Origin of the sequence: Acetanaerobacterium sp. MSJ-12 (genome assembly GCF_018917875.1) — a bacterium.
Classification (GTDB): domain Bacteria; phylum Bacillota; class Clostridia; order Oscillospirales; family Ruminococcaceae; genus Bittarella; species Bittarella massiliensis.
Genome location: NZ_JAHLPK010000002.1, coordinates 233,811 through 251,948, shown reverse-complemented (window position 1 = coordinate 251,948; position 18,138 = coordinate 233,811). Strand labels below are relative to the sequence as shown.

15 protein-coding genes are annotated in these 18,138 nt (G+C 64.5%); 1 reads left to right on the top strand and 14 read right to left on the bottom strand.

Translation table 11 applies throughout. The annotated features are described in order from the left end of the window. Window positions 1–128: 128 nt before the first annotated feature. The 11 genes from KQI11_RS03165 to KQI11_RS03115 form a co-directional block, all read right to left on the bottom strand. Window positions 129–776, bottom strand: coding sequence for a hypothetical protein (locus KQI11_RS03165; protein WP_216401062.1), 648 nt, complete (start codon window positions 774–776; stop codon window positions 129–131). A gap of 157 nt (window positions 777–933) precedes the next feature. Then, entirely contained in the window at window positions 934–1,662 is a 729-nt protein-coding gene (locus KQI11_RS03160) for a helix-turn-helix domain-containing protein (protein ID WP_286172480.1), read from the bottom strand. Between the two features lie 156 nt (window positions 1,663–1,818). Beyond that, window positions 1,819–2,619, bottom strand: coding sequence for an RnfABCDGE type electron transport complex subunit B (locus KQI11_RS03155; RefSeq protein WP_185915820.1), 801 nt, complete (start codon window positions 2,617–2,619; stop codon window positions 1,819–1,821). Window positions 2,620–2,633: 14 nt separating this feature from the next. After that, window positions 2,634–3,224 carry an electron transport complex subunit RsxA gene (rsxA, locus tag KQI11_RS03150; protein WP_185915821.1) on the bottom strand — a complete coding sequence of 197 codons (591 nt, stop codon included), beginning with the start codon at window positions 3,222–3,224 and terminating at the stop codon, window positions 2,634–2,636. Continuing rightward, window positions 3,224–3,937 carry an electron transport complex subunit RsxE gene (gene rsxE, locus KQI11_RS03145; RefSeq protein ID WP_185915822.1) on the bottom strand — a complete coding sequence of 238 codons (714 nt, stop codon included), beginning with the start codon at window positions 3,935–3,937 and terminating at the stop codon, window positions 3,224–3,226. The genes rsxA and rsxE overlap by 1 nt, the downstream gene beginning before the upstream one ends. Further along, window positions 3,937–4,479, bottom strand: coding sequence for an RnfABCDGE type electron transport complex subunit G (locus KQI11_RS03140; protein ID WP_021658090.1), 543 nt, complete (start codon window positions 4,477–4,479; stop codon window positions 3,937–3,939). Before KQI11_RS03140 ends, rsxE begins: the two co-directional genes overlap by 1 nt. A 2-nt stretch (window positions 4,480–4,481) precedes the next feature. After that, window positions 4,482–5,447 (bottom strand): RnfABCDGE type electron transport complex subunit D, encoded by a 966-nt coding sequence (locus KQI11_RS03135; protein ID WP_207721287.1) that lies wholly within the window; start codon window positions 5,445–5,447, stop codon window positions 4,482–4,484. 18 nt (window positions 5,448–5,465) lie between these two features. Next, the gene (rsxC, locus tag KQI11_RS03130; protein ID WP_216401060.1) at window positions 5,466–6,815 is read right to left on the bottom strand and encodes an electron transport complex subunit RsxC; all 1,350 of its coding nucleotides are present in this window, start codon (window positions 6,813–6,815) and stop codon (window positions 5,466–5,468) included. Window positions 6,816–7,203: 388 nt separating this feature from the next. Then, window positions 7,204–8,667 (bottom strand): amidohydrolase, encoded by a 1,464-nt coding sequence (locus KQI11_RS03125; protein ID WP_216401059.1) that lies wholly within the window; start codon window positions 8,665–8,667, stop codon window positions 7,204–7,206. Window positions 8,668–8,925: 258 nt separating this feature from the next. Further along, window positions 8,926–11,166 (bottom strand): bifunctional metallophosphatase/5'-nucleotidase, encoded by a 2,241-nt coding sequence (locus tag KQI11_RS03120; RefSeq protein ID WP_216401058.1) that lies wholly within the window; start codon window positions 11,164–11,166, stop codon window positions 8,926–8,928. A 417-nt stretch (window positions 11,167–11,583) separates the two neighbouring features. Then, window positions 11,584–12,963: a glycine--tRNA ligase gene (locus tag KQI11_RS03115; RefSeq protein WP_185915827.1), complete on the bottom strand. Its 1,380-nt coding sequence runs from the start codon at window positions 12,961–12,963 to the stop codon at window positions 11,584–11,586. Window positions 12,964–13,241: 278 nt separating this feature from the next. Here KQI11_RS03115 and KQI11_RS03110 point away from each other — a divergent pair, with 278 nt between their 5' ends. Next, on the top strand, window positions 13,242–14,603 hold the full coding sequence (locus KQI11_RS03110; RefSeq protein ID WP_216401057.1) for a hypothetical protein: 1,362 nt from the start codon (window positions 13,242–13,244) through the stop codon (window positions 14,601–14,603). A 115-nt stretch (window positions 14,604–14,718) separates the two neighbouring features. On the opposite strand, the gene KQI11_RS03105 is transcribed toward KQI11_RS03110, so the two are convergent. The 3 genes from KQI11_RS03105 to KQI11_RS03095 form a co-directional block, all read right to left on the bottom strand. Further along, window positions 14,719–15,492, bottom strand: coding sequence for a LytR/AlgR family response regulator transcription factor (locus KQI11_RS03105; protein ID WP_216401056.1), 774 nt, complete (start codon window positions 15,490–15,492; stop codon window positions 14,719–14,721). A gap of 90 nt (window positions 15,493–15,582) precedes the next feature. Beyond that, entirely contained in the window at window positions 15,583–16,875 is a 1,293-nt protein-coding gene (locus KQI11_RS13420; RefSeq protein WP_216401055.1) for a sensor histidine kinase, read from the bottom strand. Between the two features lie 156 nt (window positions 16,876–17,031). Continuing rightward, window positions 17,032–17,979 carry a diguanylate cyclase domain-containing protein gene (locus KQI11_RS03095; RefSeq protein WP_216401054.1) on the bottom strand — a complete coding sequence of 316 codons (948 nt, stop codon included), beginning with the start codon at window positions 17,977–17,979 and terminating at the stop codon, window positions 17,032–17,034. Window positions 17,980–18,138 lie beyond the last annotated feature (159 nt).

Here is an 18,138-nt window from a genome sequence, read left to right as displayed (position 1 = left end):
GGCAAAACGCTTGCAAGCCGTTTTTATTATAGCCCCTTTGCCCCGGTTCGTAAAGGCGAAAAAGCGCGGCAAAAGGGCCGTCCGCCCCCACAGCGGCGGGGGGCGGACGGCCCGTTCAAGACCTGGTGCTACCCCTCCAGCGCGCCAGAGAGGGTGCGGGGGTAGATGTCGGGCGAGCTGTCGTAGTAGTGCAGCCCCTCCAGTTCCAGCGGCAACTGCCGCCGGAAGGCATGGGCGTTTTGCCCCAGCCCCAGCCGTTCGGCCGCCGCGTCCCGGGCGTCGCGCTGGGCCCGGGTGGAGGACTTTTTGCTGGGGTAGCCGTAGTCCACCTCTGCCTGCAGCTCGTAAAAGAGCTGCAATCTGCCGTCCCTGTTCCAAAAATCCACCGTCATCTCCCCCGTCTGCTCAAACCGAAGCTGACCCGACAGCCGGTAGCTGGGCTTTTCGTCGGTCACGACAAAGTGTTCGCCCGATCGGCAGGAGTGGACCAGCACCGGGATCTCCATCTCCACCGCCAGGTAGGTGGGGTCGGCCACGTCCCGGGCGGCGATCACCTTCCAGAGAAAGACCCCCTCCTCCTTGCAGGTGGACTGGTGGCGGAAAATGGCCTCGGGCGGCAGGGCCAGCTCCTGTCTCGGCTCCTCCACCCGCAGGTAGGGAGGCGCAGAGGAGACCGGGGTCACCCCCTCCTCTCCCCCTGTGTCCCCGCTGCAGCCGGTCAGGGCGGCCGCCATCCCCACTGCCAACAAAAAGATGGGCCAACGCATCCGTTTCACCGCTGTCTTCCTCCCCTCTGGACAGGGCGGCCATACACTGCCGCACACTATACATCTTTATACATAGTATAGTGCATTGTGCAGTGCATGCCTAGTGTCAAAATGGGCAAAGAGGGGCGCAAAAAACAGGCAGCTTGCACAGGGCGGGCAGGCCCTCTCAGTCGTAGCTGTTTTGGTAGATGTCCCAAAAGCTGGTGAGCAACCGCCCCTGAGCGGCGACCCGCTCCTCCCCGGTGTCGATCTGCCAGCCATAGGTGCCGTAGCTCTGCAGGGTGAAGCGGGAGAGGGGGAGCAGGCGGTACTCCTTGCGGAGGTAGGCCGCCGCGTCGCTGCAGTCGGAGGAGACCTTTTTCAGGGCGGCGGAAGGGTTTTGAAAGACCGGCCGCCCCCGCCCGTCAAGTCCCATGGCATAGGCCGAGTGGGCGGGAAAGCGCTTCTCCCACTGGCTGGTGTCCCCCGCACTCCAACTTGCCGGCGGGGAGAAGTAGTGGAGCGCCTGGGGGTAGGGGGCCACACAGGTGCGGTAGAACAAAACGGCCAGGCAGAGGGCGGCGAGCAAGAGCAGGCCGCTGGCCAGCAGCAGCGCCTGGCGCTGGCGGCGGCGGCGGGCCAGCTCCCGCCGGGAGAGGGCGAGGGCGCTCTCCACCGCCTCCTCCACCTCGGGGGCGGGGCACTCCCGCCGCGCCCCCTGCAGCAGTTCGGCCACCGACACCCCCAGCTGCTCCGCCAGGGGTTCCAGCAGGGCCACGTCGGGCAGGCTCAGCCCCCGCTCCCACTTGGAGACCGCCTTGTCGGTGACCCCCACCCGCTCGCCCAGCTGCCGCTGGGTGAGGTCTGCCTCTCGGCGGCACTGCGCCACAAACTGACCAAAGCGCACACTGTCCATCTTCTCCGCTCCTCTCTTTTCCCCCACCATAGCACAGGCAGGGGCAAACTGGCAATCGACTGACAGTCGAGGGGGTCGGGCAGCCCCCCTGCCGCCCAAAAAGGGCAAAAAAAGAGGCGCCGCCCAGCGGGCAGCGCCTCTTTTGGCAGTCAAAAATCAGTCGGCCAGGATGCGGGTGATGGCCCCGGTGGGGCACTCGCCGATGCACTTGCCGCAGTCGATGCAGACGGCGGGGTCCACCACCGCCAGGTTCTCCTCCATGTGGATGGCCTCCACCGGGCAGATGCGGGCGCACTTCTGGCAGCCGATGCAGCCCACGTCACAGCCCTTGCGGGTGACGCCGCCCTTCTGGTGGTTGCGGCAGAGGACGTAGGCCGAGGCCTTGGAGTCGTCCACCAGCTGGAGCAGGTGGTTGGGGCAGCGCTTGACGCAGGCCCCGCAGCCGGTGCAGAGCTCCCGGTCCACCACCGCGACCCCGTCCTGCACCGAGATGGCGCCGAACATGCAGGCGGAGACACAGTCCCCGTGGCCCAGGCAGCCGTCGGGGCAGACCCAGTCACCGGCAAAAAAGCGGTTGGCCGCGTGGCAGGTGGAGATGCCCTGATAGGCCATCTTGGTGCGGGTGTGCTGGGAATTGCCCCGGCAGGCGACAACCGCCACCCGCTTGGCCACCGCGCCGGAGGAGCGGCCGGTGATCCCGGCGATCTCCTCGGCGGTCTTGGCCCCGCCGGGCACGCAGAGGTTGCCCTCGGCCTGGCCGGCGGCCACCGCCTTGGCGTACTCGTCGCAGCCGGCATAGCCGCAGGCGCCGCAGTTGGCCCCCGGCAGGGCCTCGCGGACGCGCTCCACCGTCTCGTCGGTCTTGACCTCCATGATTTTGGAGAAGGCCACCAGGATGATGGCGGCGGCCAGCCCCAGGCCGGTGACCACCATGACCCCGTTGAGCAGGATATTCATTCTCTCAGCCCCCCTTACTTAAACATGTTCTCCGCCAGACCGGCGAAGCCCATGAAGGACAGGGAGACCAGCGAGGCGGCCACCAGGGTGATGGGAAGGCCCCGGAAGGCCTTGGGGACGTCGCAGCTCTCCAGTTTGCGGCGGACCCCGGCGAAGAGCACCAGGGCCAGCATAAAGCCGACACCCGCGCCGATGCCGTTGACCACCGACTCCCAAAAGCCGTACTTGTTGTCCACGTTGAGCATGGTCACCCCCAGCACCGCGCAGTTGGTGGTGATGAGGGGCAGGTAGATGCCCAGGGCCTTGTGCAGGCTGGGGATATAGCGCTTGAGGATGATTTCCACCAGCTGCACCAGGGCGGCGATGACCAGGATGAACACCAGGGTGTTCATGTACTCCAGGTTCATCTCCTCCAGCAGGTAGTGCTGGATGGGCCAGGTGGCCGCCGAGGCCAGGCCCATGACGAAGATGACGGCGCCGCTCATCCCCAGGGCGGAATCCATCTTTTTGGAGACCCCCAGGAAGGGGCAGCAGCCCAGGAATTTGGAGAGGACGAAGTTGTCCACCAGGATGGCGCTGACCAAAATGACAAAGATCTGTTTCATCAGTTCTCGCCCTCCTCTCTCTTCTCGATCTCACCGCAAATCTCCTTGTTGGCGCAGCCCGCACAGCCGGCGCAGCCGTCCATCTTGCCCACGGCGGGCTTGCCGGTCTTCTTCTCGGTGATCTTGTTGGCCAGGGCCATCAGGCAGCCGAAGAGGAAGAAGCCGCCCGGGGCCAGCTTCATGATCCCCATGGGGGTGATGAGGTCGGCGGTGAGGGCGATGCCAAACCAGGTGCCGCTGCCGATGATCTCGCGGATGGAGCCCATGATCACCAGCACCACCGTAAAGCCGACGCCCATTCCCAGGCCGTCGAGGACCGAGTCCAGCGGCCCGTGTTTCGAGGCGAACATCTCGGCCCGGCCGAGGATGATGCAGTTGACCACGATCAGCGGCAGGAAGATGCCCAGCGCCTTGTCCAGATCGGGGGCGAAGGCCTTGACGATCAGCTGCACCATGGTCACGAAACCGGCGATCACGGTGATGTAGGCGGGGATGCGCACCTGTTTGGGGATGAAGTTGCGCAGCAGGGAGATGACCAGGTTGGAGCCGATGAGGACCACGGTGGCGGCAATGCCCATCCCCAGGCCGTTGACGGCCAGGGTGGTGACGGCCATGGTCGGACAGGTGCCCAGCACCAGCCGCAACACCGGGTTTTCCTTTAAGAGGCCGTTGGTGAGGTTTTTCAGGTGGCCTCCCTTTTTCTGTTCTGCCATCAGTTTGCCCCTCCTTTCACCATCTCATAGACGCTCAGGGCGTTTTGCACGCTGTCGCGCACCGCGGTGGAGGAGAAGGTGGCCCCGGTGAGGGTGGCCACATCGGCCACGCTCCCCTGTTTGCCGGAGAACTTGCCCCAGAAGCTCTCCTCCTCGACCCGCTTGCCAAGGCCCGGGGTCTCTTCGTTGTCCATCACCTTGATGCGGGTGATGGCGCCGTCCGCGCCGATGCCCACCATCACCGGCACCTGGCCGGCGTAGCCCTTCTGGGAGGCGGAGATCACAAAGCCCGCGTCGCCGGCGCTGTACACCTCGGTGACGCCCAGGGCCTCCATCTCGGGGGTGAGTTCGATCTTCTCAAAGTCGGCCGCGTCGGGCAGCACTTCCCGGCGGCCGGCGTTGGCCACCGCGTCCAGGTTGTCCTGGATCTTCTTTTCCGTCAGCATGTTGACCCCGCCCAGGGCCAGGGAGACCACCAGGCAGATGATGGTCAGGGAGAGGATCGGCCAGACGATCTCTCGAAAGGTGTTTTTCTTCTCCATTCCTACTTGCCACCTCCAAACACTCTGTGCCGGGTCAGCCGGTCGATCTGGGGGGAGAGGATGTTCATCAAGATGATGGAGTAGCTGACCCCCTCGGCGCTGGAGCCGAACAGGCGGATGAGCACGGTGATCAGCCCGCAGCCGATGCCGAAGATCAGCTTGCCCCCGTTGGTCATGGGGCTGGTGGAGTAGTCGGTGGCCATGAAGATGGCCCCCAGCATCACCCCGCCGGAGAGGATCTGCTGCAGGGGGTTGGCCCCGGCCACAGCGGTGAGGGCAAAGACGGTGCCGATGAAGCTCAGGGGGATGATGGGGTTGATGACCCGGCGGACCACCAGGTAGATCCCGCCGACGATCAGCGCCAGGGCGCAGGTCTCCCCCAGCACGCCGGGCTGGTTGCCCAAAAAGAGGTTCCAGTTGCTGGGCAGCTTCTCCCAGGTGCCGTTTGCAAACATGTTCTTGATGGCCACCAGGGGGGTGGCGCTGGCCATGGTCTGCACCCCGGCCTTAAAGTAGAAGGCGTTGGGGTAGGCGGTCATGGCCGAGGTGAAGGAGAGGGCCAGCACGATCCGCCCGCCGATGGCCGGGTTGACAAAGTTCTGCCCCAGGCCGCCGAAGAGCTGCTTGACCACGACGATGGCCACAAAGCAGCCGATGACCGCCATCCAGATGGGGAGGGTGGCCGGCAGGTTGAAGGCCAGCAGGATGCCGGTGATGACGGCGGTGAAGTCCCCCACCGTCTGCTGTTTTTTCATCAGCAGGTTCCAGAGATACTCAAAGCCCACGCAGGAGACGATGCAGACCGCGATCAGGATCAGCGCCTTGGTGCCAAAGAGGATGCCGGAGGCGACGATTGCCGGGATCAGGGCGATGACCACGTCCCGCATCACCGAGGAGGTGGTGCGCTTGTCCCGCAGGTGGGGCGATGAGGAAACGATGAGTTTGTTTTCGATTGTTTGGGTGTTCAAGTTGTCTCCTCCCCCTCTCTATTTCTTCTTTTTGTCGACTTTTTTGTCGGCGCGGTAGTCGCGCAGGTTGGCCTTGGCCTCCCGCATGGCCTGGGTCACCGGGCGCTTGGAGGGGCAGACAAAGGAGCAACAGCCGCACTCTATGCAGGCGTCCACCTGCAGCCGGGCCACCTCTTCCATGTCGTTTACCTTGTTGGCCTCGTGGATCTGCGGGGGCATCAATCTCATGGGACAGGCGTCGGCGCAGCGGCCGCACTTCATGCAGGCCAACACCGCCTGGCTCTTGACGTACTTGTCCCCAAAAAAGAGGAGGCCGTTGGTGTTTTTGGCCACGTTGTAGGCGTCGGTGTAGACGCACATCCCCATCATCGGGCCGCCCAGCAAGATCTTTTTGGGCTCCTCGACATAGCCGCCGCAGAAGGCCGCCACGTCGGCGATGGAGGCGCCCACCGGCGCCAGCACGTTTTTGGGGGTCTTGATGCAGTCGCCGTCCACGGTGATCCGCTTCTCTACCAGGGGCATGCCGGTCTTTAAATAGCGGGCGATAAAGGCCACGGTGGAGATGTTGAGCACCACCACCCCCACGTCGGCCGGCAGCTTGCCCTTGGGGATGACCCGGCCGGTGAGCTCGTTGACGATCACCTTCTCCGCCCCCTGGGGGTAGCGGGTGACCAGGGTGCGCACCTGGATGCGCTCGTCCCCCTCGGCCTTCTGGGTCAGGGCGGCGATGGCCTCGGGCTTGTTGCTCTCGATGCCAATGAGGGCGGTGCGGATGCCCAGGTACTTCTGCACCAGCCGCACCCCCTCCAGCACGTCGTCGCCATTTTCCAGGCACTCGCGGTAGTCGGCGGTGAGGAAGGGCTCGCACTCGGCCCCGTTGACGATCAGGGTGTCGATGGTCTCGGGGTTCGGGGGAGCGAGCTTGACATAGGTGGGGAAACCCGCGCCCCCCAGGCCGATGAGGCCCGACTCCCGCACGGCGGCCAAAAAGCTCTCCCGGTCATGCACCTCCGGGGGGGCGATGGCGGGGTCCGGGGTCTGGGCCCCGTCGGCCTGGATCACCACCGCCTTGGCGCGGATGGAGTTGGGCAGGATGAACTCCTCAACGGCGCTCACCTTGCCCGAGACGCTGGCGTGGACGACCGAGGCCAGTCCCCCCTCTGTCCGCCCGATGACGGTGCCCACAAACACCTCCTGCCCCGGCTTGACCGTGGGCTCACAGGGCTTGCCCACGTGCTGCGCCAGGTGGATGCGGACGGTTTTGGGGACCGGCATTGCCTCGGTGGCGCACCCGCTGGTGTTCTTGAAGTGCCCCGGCAAAACGCCGCCCCTGGTTTTTTTGAACGCGTTCTTACCAAACGAAAACACAGATTGTACCCTCCCGTACTGACCGCGTCGGCGCGCGCAGACCCGGCGCAAAGAGCGCCGGCGGACTGCGCGCAAAAAGGGGGCAAAGCCCCATTCCCCGCCGGTTTCACGGTTTATTTACAATTGAGTATTATAGCATCTCCCCGCGCCGCTGTACACCAATTTGCTGTCGAATTGGGAAAACCACGAAAAGTGCAAAGGCTTTCTGTGCAATTTGTAACAGGTGCACAGAACTCTTGTTAAAAGTTTGTCGGAGTGCATAATTTTTCCCTATCCATAAAAGAGGGATGGGTGGTCGCCCTCCCCCAACCCGGGCAGCGTCCCCCCAGAGAGAAGCGCCCCCGCCGGCCGGCGGGGGCGCAAAACTCCGTTCTGTGGGACAGGCGGTTTAGAGGCCGGCCTCCTTGGCCCGCTGGGCCACCCCTTCGGGGATGGGGGGCAGCACGTCGTCGGGGGCGGGGCAGTTGTAGACGCCGCCGGTCTCGGCCACCAGCTCTTCTCTGGCCTTGGCCGCCATCTCGGGGCAGTCGATGACCTTGGCCGCCGCCAGGGCCAGCACCTCGCCGGCCTTTAGGTACCCCTTCTCGCCGATGGAGGAGCCGGTCTGCCCGGTGACCTGCCAGGTGTGGGGGGTGGTGCCGATGCAGAAGCCCGCGATCATGGCCTGGGCGGTGGGGGTCACGTAGCTCACGTCCCCCACGTCGGTGGAACCGGCGACAGGGACGATGTTAAAGTCCAAGGGGTCGATGGCTTTGTTGAGGGGGGCGGCCACGATCTCCTTGGCCCGCTCCTCGCCGTAGCGCTTGACCAGGCCGTTGACCACCTGCTGGCGAAGCTCGTCGTCAAGGGACTGGAAGAACTTGGCCGCCAGCTCCCCGTCCGCCTCGTCAAATTCAGGGGCGCCCATCTCCACCAGGGATTCGTAGAGGAGCTTGGTCATGGTGGGGTTGGGAATGTAGTCGCTCATCCCCGACTGGATCTCGCAGACGCACTCGGTGCCGCAGATGAGGGCGGCGCCCTTGGCGATATCCTTCACCCGCGCCAGGATCTCCTGGACCTGGGCGCTCTTGGGGGCGCGCAGGAAGTAGTGGACGCAGGCGTGGTCCTGCACCACGTTGGGGGAGGTGCCGCCCACGTCCAGGTAGGCGTAGTGCATTCGCGCCTCGGGGATGACGTGCTCGCGCAGGTAGTTGACCCCCACGTTCATGATCTCGCAGCTGTCCAGGGCGCTTCTCCCCGCCTGGGGGGCGGCCGCCGCGTGGGCGGTGCGACCGAAGAACTTGAACTTTACGCTGACGTTGGCCAGGGAGCTGAAGGTCCAGGCGGCGTTGTTGTCAAAGGGGTGCCAGGTAAAAGCGCAGTCCAGGTCGTCGTACAGGCCGGCGCGGGCCATAAAGGTCTTGCCCCAGCCGTTCTCCTCGGCCGGGCAGCCGTAGAGGCGGACGGTGCCGCTCTTCCCGGTCGCGTCCAGATAGTCCTTGATCGCCACGGCCGCCGCCGCGGAACCGGTGCCCAGGGCGCTGTGGCCGCAGCCGTGGCCGCCCTCCTGTCCGGGGATGGGGTCTTTGGTGGGGCAGGCGGGCTGCTGGCTGAGCTGGGAGAGGGCGTCGTACTCGGCCAGGATGCCGATGATCGGCTTCCCGCTGCCGTAGCTGGCCACAAAGGCGGTGGGGATGCCGGCGACCCCGGTCTCCACCGCAAAGCCCTCGGCCGCCATAAAGTCCCGCAGGGCCAGGGCGGACTGGACCTCTTCGTAGCCCAGCTCGGCGCTCTCCCAAATCTTGTGGTGCAGTTCCCGCAGGGCAGGCGCCCGCTTGGCCACTGCCTCTTTAACGATATTCTTCGCTTCCATCTTCGCAACCTCCTCACGCATTCGGCCCCGGTCGGCGGGACGGGTGGATCTCTTGCCTTCATTGTAGCACCCGTGGAGCGCGGGAAGAAGGGGCGGCGGCCCTTTCCCTCCAACTTTGGACGGATGACCAGGAACTGCGCCGTTTTTTAGCGCTTTTCACAAGGCCCTACGCCCCAAATGCACAGCGGGGCCGGCGCTCCCGCCCCGCTGGCGGGAAACGCCGGCCCCTTTGGAAGGTGTGCCTGGCTTTTCTAAAAACTAGCGGCGCTTTTTGCGCAGCAGGAAGGCGGTGAGGGCCGCCCCAGAGAGGGCGACAACCACAGCCGCCGGGCGGAAGGCGTCGCCGGTGTTGGCGCTGGACCCGTCGGCGGGCTCCTCTTCCTCGCCCTGGCTGTTCTGTTGGCCCTGATTGTTCTCTTCGCCCTGGTTGCCCTCCTCGCCGGAGGGTTCGCTCTTGTCGGCGGGGATGGCGCTCTCGCTCTCCACCACGGCCGAGAGGATGCCCGCGTAGTTGTTCAGGTAGAAGAGGGTCTCCTCCACCGCGCCTTCCTTAAAGACGGTCACCTCGTGGGGCCCGTTGGAGAGGGTGAGGGCGAACTGGCCCTTGTCGTCGGTCTTGTAGGCCTTGGCCTCGCCGCCGTCGACGCGCACCTGGAAGGTGGCGTCGGCCGCCCGCTCCCCCGCGCCGAGGGCGGTGATGGACGCCTGGTAGCTCTCGGCGGTGTAGCCGCCGCCGATGGCCCGGATCCGGCCGCCGTTGACCGGCACCCGGATGCCGTCCTTATTTTCCGGCTGGGCGCTCAGGTGCTCCAGGTAGCGCACGAAGATCCCCTTCTCCCCGTCGCCGCTGCCGATCTTGGTGTAGGCGTCGTCCTCGGTGAAGCCCCAGAAGCCGTCGCCGCCGCCCAGGTTGTAGGTTCCGCTGGTGACCACGATCGACTTCACGTCGTCGTTTCGGTCGAGGACGGTGCCGTCCTCCAACTTGATTTCGGTGACCCGCTGGCCCTCCTGGGTCTTGCGGCCGGCCTTGGTGCCGTCGGGCTTGGTGTACTCCTGGTAGGCGATGGCGGGCTTGGAGAGGTCATAGGTGTAGGTGAAGCCCGAGGGGATCAAAAAGTGGCCGTGGCCGCCGCTGATCTGCCCGGTGGCGGCGTCCTGCGAGGTGACGCTGCTGACCCCGACCTCCACCATGTCGTAGAGGGTCTTGGGGCTGATGGCCACATAGATGACCGGCGAGTCGCTCCAGGGGAGGATCTGGTAGACGTTCTCCATGGTGATCTCCCCGGCGGGGATGGTGGCCCGCACGTTGCCGCTGCAAATGTAGCCGATGTAGTCGTAGTTTTTGTAGGTGGCGTTGGCCGAGAGGGCCTCTTTCGCCTCCCACCGGCGGCTGTCGGCCACCAGGTCGTAGAGGTTCGCCTCGGTGGTGCCGGAGACGCTGTACTCGGTGTCCACCACATTGCCCTGCTCGTCCAGGGCGCGGGCCTGGATCTTGCTGGCGTAGAGGGTGGACTGGGTGTTGCCCACCTTCTGGGTCTTGCTGGCCTCCTGCATGGCCTTGACCTTGTCGATGGCCGCCTGGCAGGTGGGGTCGGGCTGAATGTTCTCGGCCTCGACGGTGGCCTTGTTGATCCGCCCGGTGCTCACGCCGGTGAGGTCGTGGCCGCTAAAGGTCAGGGTCAGCTTGCCCAGGTTGGCCAGGGTGCTGCCGGAAGAGACGATGAGGGTGTCGCCGACCTTCTCCGATTTCCCCTCCAACATGTCCTGGTGGGTGTGGCCGTCGATGATGACGTCGATCTTGCCGGCCCCCGCCTCGGCGATGGCCTTGGAGGAGTACTTCTCCTCGGTGGACCAGCCGCAGTGGGCCAGGCAGACGATGGCGTCGATGTCCGTCTCATTTTGGTCGATGAGGTTTAGAATGCGGGTGGTCTCGGCCTTGACGTCCAGGAAGTCCAACCCCTTGAGCTTGTCGGGAGAGGCCAAACTGGAGGTCTCGGGGGAGATCATCCCGAAGATGGCGATCTTGTGGCCCCCCACCGTCTCGACGATGTAGTCGCGCACCAGCTCATTTTTGAGCTCCTGGTTGGAGCCGTTGCCAAACTGCAGGTTGCCCGCCAGAACGGGGAAGTTGGCGGTCTTGACATTCTCCAACAGGGTCTCCTGGGGGTAGTCAAACTCGTGGTTGCCCAGCACCATGGCGTCGTACCCGGCGGCGTTCATCAGCTCAAAGACGCTTTTGCCCTTGGTGAGCATCGAGAAGGGCTGCCCCTGGGTGGCGTCGCCCGCGTCCAGCAGCAGGCTGTTGGGGGTGCTCTTTTTGATGGTCGTGACGTGGGCCAGGTTGAAGGCGTCGCTGATCATCGAGGCGTGCATGTCGTTGGTGTGGTAGATGGTGACGGTGTCCGGCTCTGCCGCGAGGGCAGGCGCCCCCACCGCCATGGTCAGCACCAGCGCCCCCGACAGGAGCGAGGCCAGTGCCCGTTTGAGCGTTCGGTTCATTTCTTCCTCCCCTTTTCGCTGCAAGCAGCGATGGTAAATTATAATTTTTCTTTCAGCAATACAATATCCTCTTTTTTTGAAAAAACTGGGCTGGTTTGCCAATGGCAGACCAGCTTTTTTGTGCGCAAATTACAAAATGATCTGCCGAAAGAAAATCTATACGTATTTTATCACAAAAGTGAGAGGTAAAGCGTTCTTTTGTTGCGATCAAAGCGCCAATCTTTCCCGCAAAAAATTATTCATCCTGTATAATTTTTGCCTGTTTGTAGACCTATTTTCTCGCATATTTGGCAAAATGGACAGAACATTTCCCTTCTGACTCTCCAAAACCATCTCCCTCTTCCGCCAAAAAGAGGCGGCCCCTCTCCCAAAAGGGAGGGGCCGCCTCTATCCCTTCGCCCGGGGGGCGACGGCGATCTAGAATTGGATCTTTTCCTCGATGTAGCGCTCCAGCTGGTCGATGGCGATCCGCTCCTGGGCCATGGTGTCCCGGTCGCGGACGGTGACGCAGCCGTCCTGCTCGCTCTCAAAGTCGTAGGTGATGCAGAAGGGGGTGCCGATCTCGTCCTGGCGGCGGTAGCGCTTGCCGATGGAGCCGGCGTCGTCGTAGTCCACCATGAACTTTCCGGCCAACTGCTCGCGCACCTTGCCGGCCTGTTCGCCCAGCTTTTTGGACAGGGGCAGAACGGCCGCCTTGAAGGGGGCCAGGGCGGGGTGGAAGTGCATGACCACCCGGCTGTCCTTCTCCCCCACCTGCTCCTCGTCATAGGCCTCGCAGAGGAAGGCCAGGGCCACCCGGTCGGCGCCGAGGGAGGGCTCCACCACGTAGGGGATGTAGCGCTCATTCGCCTCCTGGTCGAAGTAGCTCAGATCCTTGCCGCTGTGGTTCTGGTGCTGGGTCAGGTCGTAGTCGGTGCGGTCGGCGATCCCCCACAGCTCGCCCCAGCCAAAGGGGAAGAGGTACTCGATGTCGGTGGTGGCCTTGGAGTAGAAGGACAGCTCCTCCTGCTCGTGGTCGCGCAGCCGCATGTTCTCCTCTTTCATCCCCAGGTTCAGCAGCCAGTTTTTGCAGTAGTCTTTCCAGTAGTAAAACCAGTCCAGATCGGTGCCGGGCTTGCAGAAGAACTCGCACTCCATCTGCTCGAATTCCCGGATGCGGAAGATGAAGTTGCCGGGGGTGATCTCGTTGCGGAAGCTCTTGCCCACCTGGCAGACGCCGAAGGGCAGCTTTTTGCGGGTGGTCCTGGCGATGTTGGCGAAGTTGACGAAGATGCCCTGGGCGGTCTCGGGACGGAGGTAGATCTCGTTTTTCGAGTCCTCGGTGACCCCCTGGTAGGTCTTGTACATCAGGTTGAACTTGCGGATGTCGGTGAAGTTCTCCCCCCCGCAGTTGGGGCACTTGATGTGGTTGTCGGCGATGAACTGCAGCATCTTCTCCTCCGACCAGCCGTCGGCCGACTCGCCGGTGAAGTCCTCGATGAGCTTGTCCGCCCGGTGGCGGCTCTTGCAGTCCTTGCAGTCCATCAGGGGGTCAGAAAAGCCCCCCACATGGCCGGAGGCGACCCAGGTCTCGGGGTTCATGAGGATGGCCGAGTCCAGCCCCACGTTGTAGGGGCTCTCCTGCACGAACTTCTTCCACCAGGCCCGCTTCAGGTTGTTTTTGAACTCCACCCCCAGGGGGCCGTAGTCCCAGGCGTTGGCCAGGCCGCCGTAGATCTCCGACCCGGGGTAGACAAAGCCCCTGCTCTTGCAGAGAGAGACCACCTTGTCCATGCTCTTTTCACTGTTTTGCAGCATTGCAAATCCTCCCATTTTCCAGCCCCTGGGGCCAGACTTCTTGTTTCGCCGGCCCTGCGGCCGCGGTCGGTCTCGCAGGCGGCGGTGCGCCCATCCGACAAAGCCCCCGGCGAAGCGGGGGCAGTACGCTTCCTATTGTAAAGTCTGGCCGCGCAGAAGTCAAGGCGGAAAGCCCGCCGCCGAGGCCCTTTCCCCAAAGTTTGAAGGCCCCGATTGCGCCGCCGCCGTTTCCGTGGTAGAGTAGAGAAAAATCCCAGTGGAAAGGGCAGGCGATCCTCTTGAAAAACAGCGGCATTTACGGCGTTCGGCGGCGGGTGGGCGACCCCTCCCCCGCCCTGGAGCGCGTCTGCGACAGCGCCGGGCTCACAGCCCGGGTGGGCGTCGGCGGACAGCGGGTGCAAAACGACTTTGACCAGATCTTCCCCTGGGGCGGCTTTCGCCGCTGCAACCTGGGGCCCGATGGCCGGGTGCGCGCCTATTTCGGCGAGCCCGGCTACCGAAGCGACGGCGAGGGGGGCCAGGTGATGGTGGAGATCCCCCGCTTCTACCAGCTCCACCTGGAGAGGGAGGGCTGGGAGTACTGGCTGGTCAGCCCCTGCCGGCAGGAGGGGTTTCGCCTCTCGCCGGCCTTTCTCGACGCGCGGGGACAGCCGCTGGAGCACATCTACATCGGCGCCTATCTCTGCGCCCCCGACGGGCGGGGCGGGGTGGTCAGCGCCGCGGGCCGGTACGGCCGCATCCGCACCGACCGCCCCACCTGGCGGGGCCTCTGCTGCAACCTGGGCCCCCGCTGGGGGATGATGGACGCGGTCTTCCTCTGCGACGTGCTGCAACTGCTCTTCACCGTGGAGTTTGCCACCCTCAACTCCCAGTCGGTGATGACCGGGCTGACCGACCTGCCCTACAGCGCCGAATCCCCCCTGCTCCTGTCCGAGCAGGCGACCAACCGCGCCGTGGTGGCGGAGGGGTATGCCCGGCAGTTTCGCCCCGGCCAGGGGATCGCCCTGGGCTGGGAGCTGGGGGACAACCGGGTGGTCCCCCACGCCGCGGTTACCGGCGTCACCCCCCTGGGCGGGGGGCGGGCCGCCGTCTCCTTTGACGGCCCGCCCGCCGACTTGGAGGCGGGGATGCTCCTCTACTCCTCCCTCTGGGTAAACGGGGGCGCCGACGGGGTAGCCGCCTCCTCTGGCGCGGCCTTTGCCGACCCGCAGGGGCAAGCCCCCATCCTCTGGCGGGGGATCGAAAACCCCTACGGCAACACCTGGGAGTGGATCGACGGGATCAATATCCTCGACCTGCGCCCCTATGTCTGCACCGACCCGGGCGCCTACAGCGACTGCTCCATCACCGGCGCCTACCGGATGGTGAGCTACTGCAACAGCCCCACCGACGAGTCCCCCATCGTCGCCTGGGGGGAGGACCCCCGCCTCCCCTTTGCCCGCTTCCCCACCCGCTCGGGGGAAGACGGCGGCCCGGAGCGCTACTGCGGCGACTTCTACTGGCAGCGGCCAGGGCTGCGGGCGGTCATCTTCGGCGGCAGCTGGTACAACGGCCGCCGGGCGGGGATCTACTGCTTCAGCGGCTGGAGCGCGCCGGAGATGATCCACGTCAACACCGGCGCCCGCCTCCTCTATCGGTGAGGGGCGGCCCGCAAAGCCGGCGGGCAGAGAGCTGGTCTTCCCCGCCTCCCCCTTCGCCACCGAAAGGCAAAAAAGGCCCGCGGGCGCAGCTGCGCCCGCGGGCCTTTTCATCTCCTCACACCGTCCCGTCGCTGGGCGGCACTGCAAAGGGGCCCCGGCGGCGACCCCTCTGCGCGAGAAAGCGGATATAGCTGCTCTTGACCGCGCTGAAATTCTTTCTGGGGATGGGGATGAGCGAGCCGTCCCCCATCACAAAGGCGTTGGAGGTGAGCTGGCGCACCCAGCTCATATTCACCACATAGGACTTGTGGGGGTGGAGGAAGTCCTCGTTTTCCAAGAGGCCGGCCACCGCCTGTTCAAAGGGGACGCGGATGTGCAGAGAGGGCAGCGTCTCGCCGCTTTCCAGGTGAAAATAGAGGATGTGGTTGCGGTACTCCACATAGAGGATCTCGCTCTGGTAGACCACTGTGAGCCCCGCCTTGCTCTTAAAGGCAAACTGGGGGGCGCTGCCGGTCTGCCGCCAGGTGCGAAGGGCGTCCAGCAGGGCAAAGAGGGTCTGCCTCTCCACCGGCTTGAGCAGGTACTGAAAGGCGCTCACCCCGTAGGCCTCCAGCGCAAAGTCGCGGGAGGAGGTCAGGTAGACCAGCGCCGCCTCCCAGTCGGTCCGGCGGATCTCCTCCCCCAGGCGGATGCCGTTCACCTCCGGCATCAACACGTCCAGGAGGTAGAGGTCGTAGCGCGTGCCGCCCTGAATTTCACCCAGCAGCTGGGCGGAGGAGCTGTACTGGCACAGCTTCATCTCGCAGTCGCGCTCCCATCGGTACTGGGAGAGGCTCTCTTCCAGCGCGCACAACTGCTCGTTATCGTCGTCGCAGATGGCGATCTTCACCCCGTCACCCCCCTCTTTTTCTCCCGCGCCAGCGCGCGGGTGGTTGCAGCCATTGTACCACAACCGGGGCACCGGCACAAATGTCTCCCTTTAGCGCCCCTCCATCTGAAAGAGCAGCCGCAGCACAAACCAGCCCCCCTCGGCGCTGCAGTCGAGCAGGACGCCGTACTTGTGGGCAAAGGCGATTATGCTCTTGGTGCCGACGCCGTGCTCCTCCCCCTCGGGGAGGGGGAGGTCCGTCTTGGGGTCGATGGCGATCTCCCCCCGGTAGGTGTTGGCGATCTCCAGCAAAAAGCTGGAGCCCACCACCTGGCCGCTGAGCACGATGCTGCGCGGGGCGCCCTCGGGCATCTTCTGGCAGGCGTGCAGGGCGTTTTCCACCGCGTTGGCCAGCACCACCGCCAACTCCAACTCCTCCGCGGGCAGGGGGTCGGGGAATTCCAGCGCCGAGCGGACGGCGATCCCCTCCTCCTCGGCCCGCCGCAGGTACCCCGAGAGGGCGGCGTTGACGGTGAGGTTTTTGCAGTAGCAGCGCACGGCCGTGCTCTTTGACACCTGCTCGTCCAGGTCTTTTACAACCTTCTGCGCCTCCTGGTAGCGCCCGCCGCGCAGGTGCTCGTCGGCGATCTGCAGGTAGTGGCGCAGGTCGTGCCGGTAGATGCGGATGCGGTCTTCACTGCGCAAGATGGCCTGTTCCTGGGCCTTCATCATCTCGACTTGAGCCATCAAGATCTGGTTGGCCCGCTCCTGTTCCAGCTGCATTCGCAGCTGGCGGAAAAAGAGGAGCAGCAGCACATAGGTGGCCATCATGGCGCAGACCGCCATCAGCACGACGGCCGTGCCCTCTCCGCGGTAGGGGGAGAGGCGCGCCGACTCCGCCAACAGGTCAAAGATCTCGCAGTAGAGAAGGGGGATGGCGGTGAGGAGGAGCCAGAGGCGGCGAAACCGCTCCTGGATCAAGAAAAACTGCTCCTGAAACACCCGGGCGATGGCTGTCAGCAGCGCCAGGTGCAGGGCCATCTCCAGCGGGATCTCCGCCCAGGGACTCAAAAAGTGCTTCCATATCTCCCCGACGATGCCCACCCCCATCATGATCGAGCAGATGGTCACCACCGTAAAAATCGTTCGCGCGTCCCGGTACTTGGCGTAAAACAGGGACAGCAGAAGCACCGGCAACACGATGATCAGCGCGCTGAAAGTCATGACAAAGGCGCGCCCCTTGTAGAGAAACCAAAAGAGGCTGAACAAAAAGGTCGCCAAACTCCCCGCCGTCAGCACCGCCGCCGCCCGCTTTCCCGAAAAGCGGCTGGGCACGAGCAGATGGATGTAAAAGGCGATGATGAGGTAGTTCAGCCAGTTGGAGAGCTGTTCTGTCTGGTTCACAAAAGACCTCCTTTTCCCCCGCTCACGGCGCTGTGGGGCACTGATTCTTGGTCGAAGGAAGGGACTGCGCGTCCGTCCGCCGCGGCCCTCCCCCGCCCGGCGAAAAAAACGACCTGCGCCGCGTGCAGGCCGTTTGTTCCGTTGTGCGCGGGGGCGTCACTTCCCGCCCCGGCGAAAGCAGACCTGGTCTCGGCCGCCTTTCTTGGCCGTATAGAGGGCCTCGTCCGCCCGCTGCCAGAGGGTCTCGTAATCCGCGCCGTCTCGCGGGCACTGGGAGACGCCGATGCTGACGGTGATGGGGCGGCCCGCCCGCAGCGCCTGCTGGCCCTCTGCCCAATCCCCTTTGAAGCGGGCCAACAGCCGCTCGAGCGCCGCCTGCGACATCTCGCCCGGCAGGTAGACGACAAATTCATCTCCCCCCACCCGGCCCGCCACCGCCTGTGAAAAGGCGCTCTTGATGCTCTGCGCCAGCGAAACCAGCACCTTGTCCCCAAAGGGGTGACCAAAGTTGTCGTTGATGTCTTTGAAGCGGTCGATGTCCAGCACCAGCAGCCAGCCCTGGGGGCCGTTGCCGATGAGCCGGCTGGCCGTCTCGGTCAAATACAGGCGGTTGAGCAGCCCTGTCAGCGAGTCGTGGCGCAGATTGTAGATGATCTGCTGGCCGGTCTGCTCCAACATCCGGTGGGGAAAAAATTCATCCTGGGTCTGGTTGGGGTCGGGGACCGACTGGTGGACGTGGACGAGCTTCCAGCCCCCGTCCCCCTTGCGCAGCACCACGGTAAAGCGAAAGTGCAAGTCGTAGGGAAGGCCGTCGGCGGCGCTCTCCCGCACCACCAGTTCCCCCATCACCAGGCAGCACCCGTCCGAGAGGGCGGTCGTCTGATACCACTGGTCTTTGATGAGGAAGCTGCCGTTCCACTCCCCGCTCTCCCGCGCCATGGCCGCCTCAAATGCCTCGACATTGCGGCTGACCTCGTGCGCGCCGGTGCCGATGACGCTGAGCGCGGGGTCGACGACCTCCGCCAAGAAATCGTAGCGGCGCTCCACTAGGTACTGGTGCCAGAGGAACCGACAAAACTCCTCCGGCGTTTGGGGACCGTTCATCTTCCGCCCTCCTTTCCACTGCCACTGCGGACGCATCCGCCATTTGCTCCATTTTATCAGGAAATCGCTCTGTTTAAAAGGGGGCGTGCAAATTTGCCGCCCGCTTTTCAGGGGAAAAACCACCCAGCGGCAGACCTTTTGGGCGGCCGCCACCCCCTC